12 protein-coding genes are annotated in these 15,750 nt (G+C 69.3%); 5 read left to right on the plus strand and 7 right to left on the minus strand.

What is annotated here, in order from left to right:
• Nucleotides 1–91: 91 nt before the first annotated feature.
• From CK240_RS14980 to CK240_RS14990, 3 genes are read right to left on the minus strand one after another with little or no spacing between them, the layout of a single operon-like run.
• A complete protein-coding gene (locus CK240_RS14980; protein WP_095641140.1) occupies nt 92–412 on the minus strand; it encodes a hypothetical protein in 321 nt (106 codons plus the stop codon).
• On the minus strand, nt 409–2,889 hold the full coding sequence (locus CK240_RS14985) for a cbb3-type cytochrome c oxidase subunit I (protein ID WP_095641151.1): 2,481 nt from the start codon (nt 2,887–2,889) through the stop codon (nt 409–411). The genes CK240_RS14980 and CK240_RS14985 overlap by 4 nt, the downstream gene beginning before the upstream one ends.
• A 14-nt stretch (nt 2,890–2,903) precedes the next feature.
• Nucleotides 2,904–3,578, minus strand: a complete 675-nt coding sequence (locus CK240_RS14990) for a cytochrome c oxidase subunit II (protein WP_095641141.1) — start codon at nt 3,576–3,578, stop codon at nt 2,904–2,906.
• 21 nt (nt 3,579–3,599) lie between these two features.
• Between CK240_RS14990 and CK240_RS14995 the strand changes: the two genes are divergently transcribed.
• Nucleotides 3,600–4,217, plus strand: a complete 618-nt coding sequence (locus CK240_RS14995; protein WP_095641142.1) for a DUF2231 domain-containing protein — start codon at nt 3,600–3,602, stop codon at nt 4,215–4,217.
• On the opposite strand, the gene CK240_RS15000 is transcribed toward CK240_RS14995, so the two are convergent.
• From CK240_RS15000 to CK240_RS15010, 3 genes are read right to left on the minus strand one after another with little or no spacing between them, the layout of a single operon-like run.
• On the minus strand, nt 4,184–4,699 hold the full coding sequence (locus CK240_RS15000; protein ID WP_095641143.1) for a CopD family protein: 516 nt from the start codon (nt 4,697–4,699) through the stop codon (nt 4,184–4,186). The two genes, CK240_RS14995 and CK240_RS15000, sit on opposite strands and share 34 nt — an antisense overlap.
• Nucleotides 4,696–5,424 carry a cytochrome c oxidase assembly protein gene (locus CK240_RS15005; RefSeq protein ID WP_095641144.1) on the minus strand — a complete coding sequence of 243 codons (729 nt, stop codon included), beginning with the start codon at nt 5,422–5,424 and terminating at the stop codon, nt 4,696–4,698. The genes CK240_RS15000 and CK240_RS15005 overlap by 4 nt, the downstream gene beginning before the upstream one ends.
• Entirely contained in the window at nt 5,421–7,748 is a 2,328-nt protein-coding gene (locus CK240_RS15010; RefSeq protein ID WP_095641145.1) for an FdhF/YdeP family oxidoreductase, read from the minus strand. Before CK240_RS15010 ends, CK240_RS15005 begins: the two co-directional genes overlap by 4 nt.
• A gap of 184 nt (nt 7,749–7,932) precedes the next feature.
• On the opposite strand from CK240_RS15010, the gene CK240_RS15015 reads away from it, so the two are divergent.
• From CK240_RS15015 to CK240_RS15025, 3 genes are all read left to right on the plus strand, one after another.
• Nucleotides 7,933–10,548 carry a membrane-bound PQQ-dependent dehydrogenase, glucose/quinate/shikimate family gene (locus tag CK240_RS15015; RefSeq protein WP_240517474.1) on the plus strand — a complete coding sequence of 872 codons (2,616 nt, stop codon included), beginning with the start codon at nt 7,933–7,935 and terminating at the stop codon, nt 10,546–10,548.
• Between the two features lie 142 nt (nt 10,549–10,690).
• A complete protein-coding gene (locus CK240_RS15020) occupies nt 10,691–11,023 on the plus strand; it encodes a four-helix bundle copper-binding protein (protein WP_095641146.1) in 333 nt (110 codons plus the stop codon).
• Nucleotides 11,024–11,310: 287 nt separating this feature from the next.
• Complete coding sequence (locus CK240_RS15025; RefSeq protein ID WP_095641147.1) at nt 11,311–12,426, plus strand: flavodoxin family protein; 1,116 nt, start codon at nt 11,311–11,313, stop codon at nt 12,424–12,426.
• Between the two features lie 168 nt (nt 12,427–12,594).
• On the opposite strand, the gene CK240_RS15030 is transcribed toward CK240_RS15025, so the two are convergent.
• Nucleotides 12,595–14,466 carry a YbhB/YbcL family Raf kinase inhibitor-like protein gene (locus CK240_RS15030; RefSeq protein WP_095641148.1) on the minus strand — a complete coding sequence of 624 codons (1,872 nt, stop codon included), beginning with the start codon at nt 14,464–14,466 and terminating at the stop codon, nt 12,595–12,597.
• Between the two features lie 180 nt (nt 14,467–14,646).
• Between CK240_RS15030 and CK240_RS15035 the strand changes: the two genes are divergently transcribed.
• On the plus strand, nt 14,647–15,750 hold a 1,104-nt coding region (locus tag CK240_RS15035), incomplete at its 3' end, for a Gfo/Idh/MocA family protein (RefSeq protein WP_205957865.1).

Below are 15,750 nucleotides of genomic sequence, written 5' to 3' on the forward strand. Positions count from 1 at the left end.
CGCGAAGCAGTATCCCGCTGCGCGTGGGGACTTCGAGAAAGGTTTCTTGGTCGCGGCCCCTGGGGCGGACCTTTCTCTTGCTCCGCCCGCCTCACAGGCAGAGCGAGGTGGTCGCCACCGGCATGAGGCTCCACACCGTGGCGACCAACGCGACGCAGCCCAGGATCGTGGCGAGCCGCTGCACCCAAGGGTGGGGCGAGGCAAAGCGCCGGCTGCGCAGCGCTACCAGCAGGGCGACCTGCAGCGCGATGGCGGCGACCCAGGTCGCGACCAGCGCGCCGCGTCCTTGGCCGAGGCTCAGCCCCGCGCCACGCCACAGGTCCGAGCAGATGACGCCCTCGAGCCCGTAGACCGCGCTGAAGGCGGCGATCCAGACGGTGATGGGGACCGAGATGCGCAGGATGTCGGTCATGGCAGCACTCCCGGCAGCCAGGCCGCGCCAAGGCCCAGGGCCGCGGTCAGCACGGCATAGTCGATCCAGAGCCGCACCACGCGCGCATCGCCGAAGCGCCGGGCCGAGACATAGCCCGTGCCGATGCGGCACAGCAGGAACAGCACCATCAGCCCCGCCAGACCGGCGTGGAAGATGACATAGCCTGCGATCACCCACAGCGTCGCGTCATAGGCATGGGCGTTGTAGGTCGTCCCGGCGAACACCGTCGCGGCGGCGGCCCCCAAGGCGGCAAGCCCTGCAAGGCTGGCCAGCAGGCCCCTCCAGGGCGCGCCGTCCTCGCGGATCGCGCGGTCGCCCAGGCGGATGCCGCTGCTGGCAAGCGCCACCCCGGCAAGCGCCAGGACCGGTCCCAGGATGCCGGGCTGCAGGATCCGGGGCGGCGGCCAGTTCGGGGCAACCGTCCACAGGAAGGCATAGCCGAACAGCAGCGAGCCGAACAGCACCGAGTCCGCCAGCAGCAGGAACAGCGACCCCCACCAGCCGGGCTTATAGGCGACCTCGGTATGAGGGGGCAGGGACACACCCCGGCCGGCGTCCAGCAGCCCCTCGTCCCGGCGCGAGCCGTTCGCCCAGGCCCAGACAAGTGCCAGCACCGTCACCCCTGCGGCCGCGATGAACATGAGCCAGTACCATTTGAACACCGGCGCCATGAACATGACGCTGGTGACGACGGCCATCACGAAGGGCACGATCGTGTTCTTGGGGAACACCGAGATGAACTCGGGCTCGCCGCGCGAAATGCTGACCGCCAGCGTCTCGCGCCGGTTGCGGTCGGGCCAGGCCAGGAAGCCCTCGCCGCGGGCGATCTGCACCGGCAGGTCGGGATTGTCGTGCAGCGGATAGCGGCTGCTGATGACCGGGATCGAGGCGACGTTGTAGGAGGGGCCGGGGATCGGCGTCGCCCATTCCAGCGTCCCCGCCTTCCACGGGTTGCGGGGGCCGCGCACCGCGACAAAGGCGTTCACCGCCACGTCCAGGATCACCAGACCGAAGCCGATCGCCAGGACGAAGCCGCTGATCGAGGCGAGCAGGTTGATGGACTCCCACCCCGACCCTGCCTCGACGGTGTCGATCCGCCGCCGCATCCCCAGAAGGCCCGCCCAGTGCAGCAGCAGAAAGGTTCCGTGGAACCCCACCATGACCAGCCAGAAGGCGGTCTCGCCCATGCGGAAGAAGCGCTTGCGCCCGGTCAGGACCGGCATCCAGTAATAGATGCCGGCGATCATCGGGAAAACATAGCCGCCGATCAGGACGTAATGCAGGTGCGCGACGACGAAATAGCTGTCATGCGCCTGCCAGTCGAAGGGCACCATGGCCACCATGACCCCGGTCAGCCCGCCCATCACGAAGGTGACGAAGAAGCCGAGGATCCACAGCATCGGCAGGTGCATCTCGGGGCGGCCCTTCCACAGCGTGCCGATCCAGGCGAAGATCTGCACGCCCGTGGGCACCGCGACCAGCGTCGAGACCGCCGAGAAGAAGGCCAGCCCCATGTGCGGGATGCCGGTGGTGAACATGTGGTGGACCCACAGCCCGAAGCTGAGGACCGCCAGCGAGATCGCCGCCGCCACCACCCAGCCATAGCCCAGCAGCGTGGTGCGCGCCATGACGGGAAGGACCATCGAGATCACGCCCGCGGCGGGCAGGAAGATGATGTAGACCTCGGGGTGGCCGAACAGCCAGAACAGGTGCTGCCACAGCAGGCTGTCGCCGCCGTGCTCGGCCTGGAAGAAGGGCATGTCGAAGGCCCGCTCCAGCTCCAGGATCAGCGAGCCGAGGATCATCGGCGGGAAGGCGGTCAGGATCATCACCGCCACGACCAGCATGTACCAGGCGAAGATCGGCAGCTTGTCCAGCGACATGCCGACGGCGCGATAGCGCAGCACGGTGACGACGACCTCGACCGCGGCGCCGATGGCCGAGATCTCGATGAAGCTGATCCCCAGAAGCCAGATGTCGGTGTTGATGCCGGAAGAATAGGCGCTGGAGGACAGCGGCGGATACATGAACCAGCCCCCATCGGGCGCGACCCCCGCCACAAGGGCGACGATCATGATCGTGCTGCCGATCATGTAGCACCAGAAGCCGTAGGAACTGAGGCGCGGGAAGGCCAGGTCGCGCGTCCCCAGCATCCCCGGCAGCAGGAAGACGGTCAGCGCCTCGAAGAAGGGGATGGCGAACAGGAACATCATGATGGTCCCGTGCATCGTGAAGATCTGGTTGTAGATCTCGGGACCCATGAAGGCGGACCGAGGCGAGGCCAACTGCGCGCGGATCAGCATGGCGAGAATGCCGCCGGCCAGGAACATGCCGGTTGCGCCCAGGATGAACATGTTGCCGATGGTGTTGTTGTTGACCGTGGTGAGCACGCCCTTCCAGCCGGGATCGTTCCGCCAGATCGGATACAGCGCCTTGTGCAGGCGCAGCGCGGTCATGCGTTTCTTCTCGGTCACGGCAACTCCTCGGCCAGAAATGCATCCCAGGCGGCAGCGTCATGGGCAATCACGGTGAAGCCGTGGCTGCGGTAGCCCGCGCCGCTGAACTCGGCGCTGACGCCGGCGTATTCGCCCGGCTCCCACGCCTCAAGGCGCAGGACGTTCACATGGCCTGGGATCGCGTCGAGCTTGCCCGCCAGCCGCGGCACCCAGAAGCTGTGGATCACGTCGGTGCTGGTAATCCTGACATCGACGGGGCGGCCTGCAGGGATGTGCAGCACATCCTCGGTCACGCGGCCCGGCTGGTCGGGATAGGAAAAGCGCCAGGCCCATTGCCGCCCCTCGGCCTCGACCGTGACGATGTCGGGGCCGGGGCGGGGCAGCAGCCGCTCTCCGATCAACAGCCCCCAGGCGGTCAGGGCGGCCAGCACCGTCATCGTAAAGCCAAGGCCCAGCCCCTTGATCCAGACCGTCTCGCGCCGCTTGTCCGCGGTCTCGCCCGAAGGCCCCTCGTCCCGGCGGAAGGCCAGCGCCAGCAGGACCACGACCAGCAGGAAGATCGCCGCTGCGCCACCCAGCATGACCCACCAGAGGGTGGCGATGATGTCGGCCGCGGGACCGGCCGGATGGACGGCGGACAGCCGCTCCTCGCAACCGGCGAGCACAAGGGGCGTTGACCCCCCGACCATGATCCTGAGGGGAAGGCGCCGATGGCCAAGGACAAGAACGAGACGCAGGACGACCAACCGCAGCAGGAAGGCCAGGCGCAAAACAAGGGCGACGACGCGGCGCCCGGCGTCGATCAGGGCGGAAAGCAGGGCCACGGCAAGGAGCAGGAGGGCCCTTACGAGGACCCGATCGCCGACCTGCCCGGCTTTCACCAGACATCCTCCACCATCGCGATCGCGGGCCATCCGCTTCATGCGATGAGCGTGGCCTTTCCCATCGCGCTGACCTTCTGCACCTTCGGCGCCGACCTGTTCTACTGGTGGACGGGCGACAGCTTCTGGGCGCGGGCGGCACTGTGGGCGGCGGGCATGGCCTTCCTGATCGGCGTGGCCGCGGCCTTCACGGGCACGCTGGAGCTGCTGTTCGTGCCCGGCATCCGGGCGCGGGCCGCGGCCTGGACCCATGCCGGGATCGCGGTCGTGCTGCTGTCGATCCTGGGCGCGAACTGGGGCTATCGGCTTTACGGCTACGAGGAGGCGGTGCTGCCCTACGGCATCCTGCTGTCGGGCTTCAGCGTTTTCATGGTGGGCGCGACCGGGTGGCATGGCGGCAAGCTCGTCTTCGACTACCATCTGGGCACGTCCGAAACCGGCAGCTGACGGCCGCGGGGCTCGGTCAGCCAGCCGGGCAGGGGGATTTCCCCCAGCTCGGGTTTCAGCAGGACCAGCGTCAGGATGGTCAGGACGGGCACCAGCAGAAGCAGCAGCGGCAGGCGCGGTCCCGGCGGCTCGTGCCGGCCGTCGGTTTCGCCGACCTTGACGATGTGGTGGCCGATCCAGGCGTGAAAGCCGATCAGCAGCGCCACGAAGACCAGCTTGGCGAACATCCAGGGGACGAACACCTCGCGCAGGAAGATCAGCCAGGTGCCGGCGACGATGGCCGTCACCGCCGCGGGCGTGATGACCCAGACATAGCTGATGTGCGAGGCCAGCCGGATCCGGGTGAAGTCGGCCTGCCCGATGGCCGGGTCATGGCGCGCCAGCATGACCGGCAGGCCGAACAGGCCGCCGACCCACAGCGCCAGCGCGATGACGTGCAGGGCCTTGAGGTGGGGGATGACCGGCTCGAGCCACCCGATCATGCCGGCCGCCCCTGCAGCCGTCGCCAGGCCCGCAGCGCCACCAGCGCGCCGAAAGCGGCATAGGGGATGCCCGCCGGCACCCACATGATGATCCCGCCCAGCTGCTGGTCCGAAAGCGGCGTGAACCCCCAGGACAGCGGCGCCCACTGGTGGATCGCATACAGCGGATCGGGCGCAAAGGTCAGCAGCGCCCCCAGCAGGCCCATCTGCATGTAGGCCCCCAGGATCGCCAGCCCCGCCTGCCCGGTCGGCTGCCCGGGCGCCAGCACCGCCCGCCAGAAGGCGGTGGCGGTCCCCAGCAGCGTCACCTGCATGACCCAGTAAAGGCCCATGTTCGCCATCGCCGCGTCATAGGCCTGCGGCAGATGCCAGGCCCACAGCACCGCCGTGGCGATCAGGAACAGCGGCGTGGCCCCTCGCGGCACCTTTGCCGGCAAGGCGAGCGCGATCAGCGGCGCGGCGAGCGCCACCAGCAGCAGGTGATGGACCACCCGCGCCGAAAACAGCGCCGCCGACAGCGCACAAAGCGGCGAGACAAAGGCCGCGGCCAGCGCCGCGACCGCCGCCAGCCCCGCCCATGAGCGGCCGATCCCCAGCGCCAGCGCGGCCAGCGCCGCAAGCAGCAGCGGATCGAGGTTCCAGCGCCCCCAGATCGCGCCCGGATCGGGGGCCGGTCCGCAGTAGAGCCCCGCGAGGCTGCCCGCGATCAGCGCGTCGGGGATCATTCGGCGGCCCTCGCCTCGCCGGCGGCGTCGTCGGGCCGGATGCGGACGGGAACGCCCTTGTAGGCAGGGGTGTGGGACAGCTCGTCGCGATAGTGGACCGGGACCAGCGGGTTCACTTCCGGGTAATAGGCCGCCACGCAGCCGTCCGGCAGGTCATAGCCGACAACGCGCAGGCCCCGGACCACCCGTTCATGGCCATCCTTGATCGCGCATTCCAGCTTGACGGGTTGCCCTTCCGCAAGGCCCAGGCGCGACATCTCCTCGGGGTTGATCAGCACGATCTCGCGCCCCGCCAGCCCCCGCAGACGGTCCGAGAAGCCGTAGATGGTTGTGTTGAACTGGTCGTTCGACCGCAGTGTGACCATCGTCATCTGATCGCCCGCGGCATCCGCGCCAAGCGCGCTGAGCGTTTCGGGCGCGGTGAACTCGGCCTTGCCGCTGTCGGTCTGCCAGATCCGCTCGCGCGCCTTGTTGCCGCGGTGGAAGCCGCCGGGGGTATAAAGCCGGTCGTTGAAGTCCTTGAACTTGTCAGGATAGGTCGCCTCGATCAGGTCGCGGATCAGGCTGTAGTCGCCGGTCCAGTCGTCCCACTTCACCTTGGGGTTCGGCGGCAGCGTGGCCTTGGCCATGCCCGCGACGATGGCGACCTCGGATTTCAGCTGCGGCGAAGCCGGACTGCGCTTGCCGAATGAGCCGTGGATCATGCTGAGGCTGTCCTCCATCGTCACCGCCTGCGGCCCGGTGGCCTGCCGGTCCTCCTCGGACCGCACGAGGCAGGGCAGCAGCCAGCTGTGCCGGCCCGGGAACAGATGCGAGCGGTTGAGCTTGGTTGCGATCTGCACGTTCAGGTCCAGCTTGCTCCAGCAGGGCTCGGCCCTTTCGCGGTCGGGGATCGCGCGGGCAAGATTGCCCCCCAGCGAGATGAAGCCCTTGACGGAACCGTCCAGCAGCCCCTCGACCAAGGCCGTGGTGTTGCGACCCTCCTCCATCGGCGGCTCGAAGCCGAACAGCTCGCGCAGCTTGTCGTTGGGGACCAGCTTGGGTTTCTCGGTGATGCCCACGGTGCGCTGGCCCTGCACGTTGGAATGGCCGCGCACGGGCGAGATGCCGGCCCCCTGCCGCCCGATGTTCCCGCGCAGCAGCAGGAGGCTGACATACATCCCCAGGTTCAGCCAGCCTTTGACGTGCTGGGTCAGGCCCATGCCGTAGATCCCGATGGTCTTCTCGGCCTGGCAGTACATGTCGCCGACCGTTTCCAGGTCCGCGCGGCGCAGTCCCGAGGTCCGCTCGATCTCGTCCCAGGAAATCTGCTTCATCCGGGCCGCGAAGTCCTGGTAGCCGGTGGTGTGGCTTTCCAGGAACGCATAGTCGATGATCTGGCGGTCGTTCCGTTCGTCCTGCTCGATCACGCGCTTGCAGATGCCCACCAGCGCCGCGACATCGCCCCCCGGCTTCACCTGCAGGTAAAGGTCGGAAATCGTGGTCGGCGGCGTCACCGTCATCTGCGCAGGGTTCTGCGGGCTCGTGAACTCGACCAGACCGCGCTCGCGCACCGGGTTGAAGGTGACGATCCTACAGCCCCGTTCCCGCGCGGATTTCAGCGTGTGCAGGAAGCGGGGCGAGTTCGACCCCGTGTTCTGCCCCATGAAGATGATCATGTCGCAGTGGTCGAAGTCGTCCAGCACGCAGGTGCCGACCGACACGCCGATGAACTTCTTCAGCCCCACGCTGGTCGTCTCATGGCACATGTTCGAGGAGTCGGGCAGGTTGTTGTGCCCATAAAGGCGTGCGAACAGCGCGAACAGATAGGATGTTTCCAGGCTTGCCCGGCCCGAGGTGTAGAAGACCGTCGCCTTCGGATCGAGCGCCCCGAGCCGCGCCCCGATGCCCTCGAACGCCTCGTCCCAGGTCGTCTCGACATAGCGGTCGGTCGCACTGTCATAGCGCATCGGATGGGTCAGGCGGCCGGTCTTTTCCAGATCATGGTCGGAAAGCTCGCGCAGCTCGGTCACGCTGTGTTCGGCGAAGAAGTCCGGTCCGCAACGGTCGCGGGTCAGGTCCCAGATGGTTGCCTTGGCGCCGTTCTCGCAGAACTCGAAGGGATGGGGATGCTCGGGCTTGGTCCAGGCGCAGGAGGTGCACATGTGCCCGCCCGGCTTGTTCTGTCGCATCAGGGTGCGGAACGCGCCCGCGGTCGGCCTCTGGTCGGCCAGGATGCGCGCGACCCCCTTGAGCGAGCCCCAGCCTCCGGTGGCGTTGGTGTAATAGGGGGTGTCCTCCCGCTGCTGGGTGGACTCGACTCCGGTGGGCTCGTCCGCGCTCATCGTTTCCTCCTCTGGGCAATGGACATGCAGGCGCCGGGTCAGGCCTATCGGCAACACGGGCGCGCGGCGCCGGGTTCCAGTGCCGACGACAGCATGCATCTGGCGACGATGGCCGCGATGCCGCGGCATGTGCCAGGTGGAACGCCAGTCTCGGGGGAACCCCTGTTCCCGGAACCGATTGGGAATGGATACCTGTCCCGAGGAGGAGATGATGGCGCACGTCCGGCCTGACGATCGATCCACCATCCACCCTGCCGAGCGCCCCGGCGCACGGCATCCGGTGCCCCGCGCCCATCCCGTCGCACGTTGGGCCACGATCATTCTCGGCGTGGTCTTCCTGCTGGTCGGCGCGGTGCTGGTCGCCGGCGGTGTCTGGCTGATGACGCTGGGCGGGTCATGGTACTACCTGATCGCGGGGCTGGGCCTCGTTGTGGTGGGCGTGCTGCTGATGACGCAGCGCATGGCCGCGCTGTGGCTTTATCTGCTGATCTATCTTGGAACCTGGATCTGGGCAGTCTGGGAGGTCGGCTGGGAGGGCTGGCCGCTCGTGCCGCGCGTGGTCGCCCCGACCGTGCTGCTGGTCCTCGTCCTCTTCACGATCCCCGTCCTGCGGCGCACCGGTCGCCACCGTGGCTCCGCCGTGACGCTCGGCGCCAGTGGGGCGGCAGTGGCCGGGCTTGCACTCGCTGCCGTGGGAGCGCAGCAACTCCTCCAGCCCGACCGCGCGATCGCCCAGGAGGAAGTGTCTCCCATCGTGCAGGCCCCGGCCGGAGAATCCGGCGTTGGACCGGCTGGCCAGCCGGCGGCGCCCGCGGCGCAGGCACCGGCAGCCGGACAGGCGGCTGCGCCTGCTGCGGCCTCCGGGACCGCTGGGGCCATGCCCATGCTGGAGACGGGCGCCGACTGGCCGGCCTATGGCGGCACGATCCACGGGACGCGCTATTCTCCCCTCGACCAGATCAGCCGCGACAACGTCGCCTCGCTTGAACGGGCGTGGGAATACCGCACCGGCGACATGCCCGACGCCGACAGCGAAGGCGAATACGCGGCCGAGACGACGCCGCTGAAGATCGGCGACGACCTGCTGCTCTGCTCGGCGATGGGCGACATCATCGCGGTGGACGCGGCGACCGGGCTGCAGGAATGGCGCTTCGAGGCGGGCGTGTCCGAGGACGCCATTCCCTACAGCGCCACCTGCCGCGGCGTGGCCTATTACGCGGACCCGGCGGCCGACCGCCTCGACCTCTGCGCCGAGCGGGTGCTGGTCGGCACGCTGGATGCACGGCTGATCGCGGTGGACGCCCGGACGGGGCAGGCCTGCACGGGCTTCGGCCGGAACGGGCAGGTCGATCTTGAACGCGGCCTGGGCGACACGGTGCCGGGTTGGGTCGCCGTGACCTCGCCTTCCACGATCGTGCGCGGTGTTGCGGTGATGGGGCACCAGGTCAGCGACGGGCAGGCCCGCAACGCGCCGTCGGGCGTGATCCGCGGCTATGACGCGGTCACGGGCGAGCTGCTGTGGGCCTGGGATCTCGGCAATCCCGGGCTGACCGGCCTGCCGCCCGAGGGCGAGACCTACACCCGCGGCACCCCCAACATGTGGACCATCGCCGCCGGCGACGAGGATCTGGGCCTCGTCTACCTGCCCATGGGCAATTCCGCCGTGGACTACTGGGGCGGCGACCGCTCGGCGGCGGAAAACGAATACGCGACCGCGCTGGTGGCCATCGACGTGACCACTGGGCGCCCCGCGTGGCATTTCCAGACCGTGCATTACGACGTGTGGGACTATGACCTGGGCAGCCAGCCCGCGCTTGTGGACTTTCCGGCCGAGGGCGGGACCGTTCCCGCCGTCATCCTGTCCAGCAAGCAGGGCGACATCTTCGTGCTGGACCGCCGTACGGGCGAGCCGCTGCACGAGGTCGAGGAAGTGCCGGTGCCGCAGGGCGGGGTCGAGCCCGAGCGCCTGTCGCCCACCCAGCCGGTGTCGCGCTGGCACAGCCTGCTGATGCCCGACCTGACCGAGCGGCAGATGTGGGGCATGTCGCCCCTCGACCAGATGTGGTGCCGCATCCAGTTCCGCCGTGCCTATTACGAGGGGCCCTATACGCCCCCCACCGCCGACCGGCCCTATATCCAGTTTCCCGGCTACAACGGCGGTCAGGACTGGGGCAGCCTCGGCTTCGATCCCGTGCGGGGCGTGCTGATCGCCAATTACAACAACACCGCGAACTACAACCGTCTGGTCCCCCGCGAGGTGGTCGAGGCGGAAGGCGTCACCGCCGTTAACGAGCCGCAGGTGGGCGACCGGCAGCCGCGCGACGACATCGACCCGCAGGTCGGCACGCCCTACGGGATCCAGCTCAACGCCGGCTGGCGCGCGCCGCTGACGGGGATCCTCTGCACCCAGCCCCCCTATGGCGGCATCCGCGCCATCGACCTGGCCACCGGCGAGACGCTGTGGGACCGGCCGCTCGGCTCGGCCCGCCGCAACGGACCCTTCGGCATCCCGTCCATGCTGCCCTTCACCATCGGCACGCCCAACAACGGCGGCCCGGTGGTCACAGCCGGGGGCCTGATCTTCATTGCCGCCACCACCGACAACCTCATCCGCGCCATCGACATCGAGACGGGCGAGACGCTGTGGGAGGACGTGCTGCCCGCGGGCGGGCAGTCCACCCCGATGGTCTACGAGCAGGGCGGCCGGCAATACCTAGTGATGATGGCCGGTGGCCACCACTTCATGGAAACACCCATCGGCGACCATGTCATCGCCTGGACCCTGCCGCAGCGCGAGTGACGCGGCAGGCCCCGGCCTGGTCGGGCGTGTCGCCGGGGAACGGCCGTCCGCTCCGCCCGTTGTCCTTCCGCTGCCATTGCCAGCCCTGGGAGGCGCCGACGGATCACACGAGCGCGACCGGCCGCAAATGAAAGGATGGACCATGCACGCCATGACACCCGAGATGCAGAGCTGCATCGACGAATGCCTCGCCTGCTACCGGACCTGCCTGGGCGAGGCGATGAACCATTGCCTCGAGGCGGGCGGAAAGCACACCGAGCCCGTCCACTTCCGCACCATGATCGCCTGTGCCGAGATGTGCCGCACGAGCGCACATCTGATGCTGACAGGCTCGGAACTGCACCGGCACAGCTGTGCTGCCTGTGCCGAGATCTGCGAGGCCTGCGCTGAAAGCTGCGAGGGCATCGAGGGCATGGAGGCCTGCGCCGAGCAGTGCCGCCGCTGTGCCGAAAGCTGCCGTCACATGGCCGCCTGAGGCCTGCTTCCCGCCTGCGCCGGAGAAGCCCCGTCTGGCATCTTTCCAGCAGAACGGGGACCTGCGGAAGCGATGGCCGGCCTTGGTTGAGGATAATATTCAAGGTTGCCGTCCGGCGTCGCAAGCCGGCATCTGCGGTGCCCCACTGCATGGTCTGGCGGGGCAGTGCTGGGCAGATCGAGATGCGCATGGCGCAGGAATCGCGGGCGCCCGACCCGTGATCGGGGTCGCTGACGGAGCCGTTCGACGATTCCGGCGTTGAAAGTAGCCCAAGGACAGGAGCCATCATGCGCATCAGGGACATCGCTCGCCACGTGATCGGCAATGCCGTCGCGCCCGAGCCGCGCAGCGGATCCGACAGCCCGCGCCTCGACGAGGCCGAGTTCAAGCGCCGCTTCCGCAGCCAGTTCCAGGACCCGGCCTTCGACGCGCTCGGCCCCGAGCTCGACCGCATCGCGGAGGCTGCCTGGGACGGCTATGCCCATCAGCGCAAGAGCCCCCGGACCCGCAAGGCCGGTCCCGGCTATGCCGACCCGGACTATGACCTCGCGCTTGACTGGATCGGGGCGCGCGAGGCGATCGAGGCCGCGCAGGCCCGCCACGACGACCCTGCGGGCCCCCTGCGCGTCCTGCTGGTCAACGGCTCCAGCCGGTCGGAACACACCTGTCCGGGCGAGCTGTCGAAATCCTGGCGGCTGGCGCAGCTTGCCCGCGAGGTGCTGGAGGAGGCCGGGATCTCGGTCCGCTTCCTCGACCTGTCGCGGCTCGCCTCGGAATACGGGCGCAACATCCATCCCTGCAAGGCCTGCTTCTCGACGGCGGCCGCGCTCTGCCACTGGCCCTGCTCGTGCTATCCCAACTACTCGCTGGGGCAGACACAGGACATGATGAACGAGATCTATCCGATGTGGGTCGAGGCCCACGGGGTGATGATCGTGTCGCCCGTGAACTGGTACAGCCCGACCTCGGGGCTGAAGCTGATGATGGACCGGCTGGTCTGCGCCGACGGCGGCAACCCCGACCCGACCCTGACCCATGGCAAGGACGCCAAGGCCGCCAAGCGCGAGGAACTGAAGGGCTGGTCCTATCCGCGCCATCTCAAGGGGCGGCTGTTCTCGGTCGTGGTGCACGGCGACGCCGAGGGGGCCGAGAACGTCCGCCGGAGCCTGAGCGACTGGATGCGCTCGATCCAGATGGAAAGCGCGGGCTTCGAGGCCGAGCTGGACCGCTACATCGGTTACTTCAAGCCCTACGCTACCAGCCACGAGGAACTGGACCGCGACGAGGCGGTGCAGGACGAGGTCCGCAACGCCGCCCGGACGCTGTGCCAAGCCCTGCGCGCCCGCCGCGCCGGCCGCCTGCAACCGACCGGCGAGGGGCTGGAGGAGCCGCGCGAGAAGTAGACCGCCCGGCGTGCGGCGCCGCGGTTCGACGCGTTGCGCGGCGGTCAGCGGCAGGGAAACCGGGACGGGCGCGCGGCCCTCCGGTTCATTCCCGCACAGGCCGCGGCCGCGGCAGGCAACCTGCCGGAGGTCCGGCCCGCCCTGTCCTCGCCGGGCGGGCCTGCGTCCTTATTGCGCGGGCGCCTGCCGCGCATAGGTGCCGACCACCTCGCCTGCGGCCAGCACATGGCCCTGCATCGCCCCCAGCAGCTCGGCCCTGCCCGCGCCCGCCGGCAGGTCGAGCCGCGTGTCCAGCGCGAACACCTGGAAGTGATAGGGATGCGCCGGGTCCCCCAGCGGGGGCCGCATCCCGAACCAGCCGGTCGAGCCCTGGTCGTTCGCGCCCTGGCGCGCCCCCTCGGGCAGGGGCAGCGCCGGGGTGCCGGGAATGCCCTCGCGCAGGTCGGTCACGTCGGCGGGAATGTTCCAGATCAGCCAGTGGACAAAGGGCGGTTCCTTGGCGACGTCCGGGTCCTCGACCAGGATGGCATAGCTTTGCGTGCCCTCGGGGCCCTCAGCCCAGTCGAGCGGGGGCGAGGCGTTCTCGTGCTCGGCCGCATGGGCGTCGGGGATCGGCTGGCCCTCGGCAAAGGCGGGCGAAGTCACGTCGATGGGGCCGCCCCGCGCCTCAAGGATGGCCATGGCCAGCGCCGCCTCGCCGGGCGAGGGGGCCGTGGCCGTGTCCTGCCCCCCGGTGCCGACCTGCGCGCCCTCGCCGTTGGTCGGCGTCAGGCCGGCGGCGCCGCCCGACGCGCCCTCGCCCTCATGGGCGATGCGGTAGATGACGCCGTTCTTGTCGTCCGACAGGTAGAGCGCGCCGTCCGGCCCCTGCGCCAGCCCCGCGAGCCGCCCCAGGTGGCCCCAGCCCGAGGGGCTTTCCGCGTCCTCCATCAGGAAGCCGGTGACAAAGGGCTCGAAGCCGACCGGCTTGCCGTCCTCGAAGTCGATGCGCACCACCTCGTAGCCCGAGGGCGGGCGGCGGTTCCACGACCCGCGCATCGCGACAAAGGCGTCGCCGCGATACGCCTCGGGAAAGGCGTCGCCGGTGTAGAAGGCCATCTGCATGGGCGCGGAATGGGGAACATACATCCCCACGGGGGCCGTGCTCTCGGCGGCCCATTCCTCCATGGTGATGCCGGCGGGCGGGTCGTCCTGCGGGTTGAAGCGGCCGTCGTCATACACATAGGGCCAGCCGTACTTGTTGCCCTTGACGATGTGGTTCAGTTCCTCGTGCTGCTCGTTGTCGCCCAGCCAGTCGATGCCGTGGTCCATGCCCCACAGCTCGCCCGTCGCGGGCTCGAAGCCGAAGCCGATGGTGTTGCGCAGCCCGCTGGCGAAGATCGACGAGGTGCTGCCGTCCGGGGCGACCTGCATCATGGTCGCGTTCCGGGGGTCGGGCTCGTTGCAGGCGTTGCAGGTCGATCCGACCGAAACGTAAAGCATCCCGTCCGGCCCGACGGCCAGCGTGCGGTTCGGGTGCTGCCCGGCGGTGGGCAGGTCGTCCACGATCGGCTCGCCCAGGGGTTCAAGCGTGCCGTCCTCGCGCCGCGTCGTGCGGTAGATGTCGGTGACGGTGATGATGTAGACCGTGTCCCCGTCCAGCGCGACGCCATGCAGGTCGGGGCGGCTGGCCACCGTCTGCTGCCGGTCCGCGCGGCCGTCGCCGTCGGTGTCGCGCAGCATCAGAAGGTCGCCCACCTCGCGGCGCGAGACGTACAGCGTGCCGTCATCCGCGACGGCGATCATGCGCGGGTTCACCAGGTTCTCGGCGAAGACCGAGATTTCGAAGCCCTCGGGCAGGGACAGGCGGTCCAGCCGCTCGGGCGTGGGGGCAAGCTGGGCGGGTTCGAGGATGCTGCCCATGACCGTCACGTCGGCGGCCTTGGGATCCTTCAGCTGCTCGGACACCGGGGGCGGCGGCTCGGCCGTCTGGGCCAGGGCGGCGCCCCCGGCGGCGAGGGCAAGAACGGCAGCCGAGGCGGCCAGACGGGTCTTCGGCATAGGGAACCTCGCGGAACAGAAGGGGACGCAACCCCGGGGCCGGAACGCCGGCGGGCGCGCCTTCGGGCAACCCGCCGCGGCCCCGTCCGGTTCCGCGCGCGCGTGGAAGCCTCGGGCCCCGGGAACATTCGGCGGCAGGGCGAGTTGCCTCTCGGTCCCTCAGCGGAAGTGGATCTTTCCATGAACGACCTGCCAGATTTCTCGCGCCGCGGCTTCATGCGGACCTCGGCCCTCGGCCTCGGGGCCGGGATGGGGCTGGGCCTCGGCGGGCTGGAGGCCCTGGCCCAGACCGCCGGGCCCGAGACCGCCGGGCGCGCCATCGGCAGCGGGCAGACCCCGCCCGCCGATCCCTTGGAACGCCGGGCGGCCGGGCGGCCCGAGCCGGAACTGGACGCGACCCCGCGCCCCTCGCCGCCCGAACGGCGCGTGGGCTGGGCCGTCTGCGGGCTGGGGCATTTCGCGCAGAACTACGCCATTCCCGCCATCGGCCGCTCGGCCGAGGCCAAGCTGACCGGGCTCATCTCGGGCAGCCGCGACAAGGCGCTGGCGGTGGCCGGGGCCTGGGGCGTGTCGGAAGCCTCGGTCTACGACTACGGGATGCAGGGGCTGGCCGACAACGACGACGTGGACGTGGTCTACGTCATCACCCCCAACGCCATCCACGAGGAGAACGTGATCGCCGCACTCGAGGCGGGCAAGCATGTCTTCTGCGAAAAGCCCTTCGCCCACAACTCGGCTGCGGCGCAGCGGATGATGGACGCGGCCAACGCCGCCGACCGCAGGATCATGATCGCCTACCGCGCCCATTTCGAGCCGAACAACACCGCCCTGAAGGAGATGGTGCAGAAGGGCGAACTGGGCGACATCTGGTATGCGACCTCGGACCACCACCGCCCGCTGGACCCTGAGGTCGAGCGCGACCAGTGGCGGATGGTGCGCGCCCTCGCGGGCGGCGGGTCGCTGATGGACATCGGGATCTATTCGCTGAACGGGCTGATCTGGCTTCTGGACGAGGTGCCCGAGCGCCTGGTCGCCACCACCTTCTCGCCCGAAACCCCCGACGGCCGCTTCGGCGAGATCGAGGCCATCGGGCAGGTGCAGCTGGTCTTCCCCTCGGGGCGGCGGGCCAGCATCTCGTCGGGCTATGTCGCCAACAAGAAGCGGATCGACCTGTGGGGGTCGAAGGCCGTGGCCGTGCTGGACCCGGCGACCGAATACTTCGGCAACCGCCTGACGCTGAGCACCGCCGAAGGGGACGAGATGCCCACCCCGTCGAAACCCAGC

The sequence above is a fragment of the Paracoccus salipaludis genome, from assembly GCF_002287065.1.
Lineage (GTDB): Bacteria > Pseudomonadota > Alphaproteobacteria > Rhodobacterales > Rhodobacteraceae > Paracoccus > Paracoccus salipaludis.